Source organism: Polaromonas sp. P3_C2 (genome assembly GCF_056402675.1).
In genome coordinates this window covers 1-1,098 of the sequence record NZ_JBFUGX010000992.1, presented here as the reverse complement: position 1 = coordinate 1,098, position 1,098 = coordinate 1, and the positions used below count along the sequence as shown (strand labels likewise).

General features: G+C 60.8%; 1 protein-coding gene. It reads right to left on the bottom strand.

What is annotated here, in order from left to right; all coding sequences use genetic code 11:
• Positions 1 to 127: 127 nt before the first annotated feature.
• Positions 128 to 1,098, bottom strand: a 971-nt coding sequence (locus tag AC1DWI_RS24065; RefSeq protein ID WP_477726028.1) for a 3-hydroxyacyl-CoA dehydrogenase family protein, incomplete at its 5' end; no start/stop codon positions are given.

The window sequence follows — 1,098 nt, the reverse complement described above, 5'->3', positions numbered from 1 at the left end:
GGCCAGGCCAATGCCCTGGGCGGCGCCGGTGATGATGCTGATCTTGTTTTGGAGTCTTGGCATGAAGTGGATATTGGATATGGATCGATGAGATGAATGGGAGGAAGGGTGAGTTAAACGAAGCAGCTCAGTAAACCGGCTGATGTTGGCGGATCGCATCTTTGACCGCATCCGTCAGCGCAAAGCCGGGCCCGAATTTTTCGGCCAGTTCGTCGCAGTGCGAGACAAAGGCGTCAATCCCCATGCCGTAGATAAACTGCATCGCACCTCCGGTCCAGGCCGGAAAGCCGATACCGAAAATTGAGCCGATGTTGGCGTCATGCACGGTGGTCAGTACGCCTTCGCTGAGGCATCGGGCAGTCTCCACAGCCTGGCGGTAAAGCAGCCGGTCTTTGAGTTCGTTGATGTCCCAGGCGGCGCCGGGTTTTTCAAACAGGGACTTGAGTTCGGGCCACAGGTGTTTTTTCGCACCTGGCTCGGTGGGGTAGTCGTAAAAGCCACCGCCGCTGGCGCGGCCGGGGCGCTTCAACTCTTTCACCATGCGTTCGACCAGCAGCTCGCCGGGCGTGGCGGTGTAGGTCTTGCCTTCTGTGGTGAAGTCGGTGCGTGTCTGGTCCAGCACGTGCACGCTCAGTGACAAGGCGGTTTCGTCCAGCACGGCCAGCGGGCCGACGGGCATGCCGGCCTGGATGCCGGCATTTTCAATCGCGGCGGCGGGAATGCCTTCGCCCAGCATGGCCGCGCCTTCCATCACAAAGGTGCCGAAGGTGCGGCTGGTGTAAAAGCCGCGCGCATCGTTCACCACGATGGGGATCTTGCCCAGGGCCTGCACATAGTCGAAGGCGCAGGCCACGGTTTCATCGTCGGTTTGCTTGCCGCGAATGATCTCGACCAGCTTCATCTTGTCGACCGGGCTGAAGAAGTGGATCCCGATGAATTTTTCGGGCCTGTCGCTTGCCGTGGCCAGGCTGCTGATGGGCAGGGTCGAGGTATTGGACGCGAAGAAACCGCCGGGCGCCAGCAACGGCTCGGCCTCCTGCGTCACTTTGGCCTTGAGGTCGCGCCGCTCGAAGACGGCCTCGATGATGAGGTCGCAGC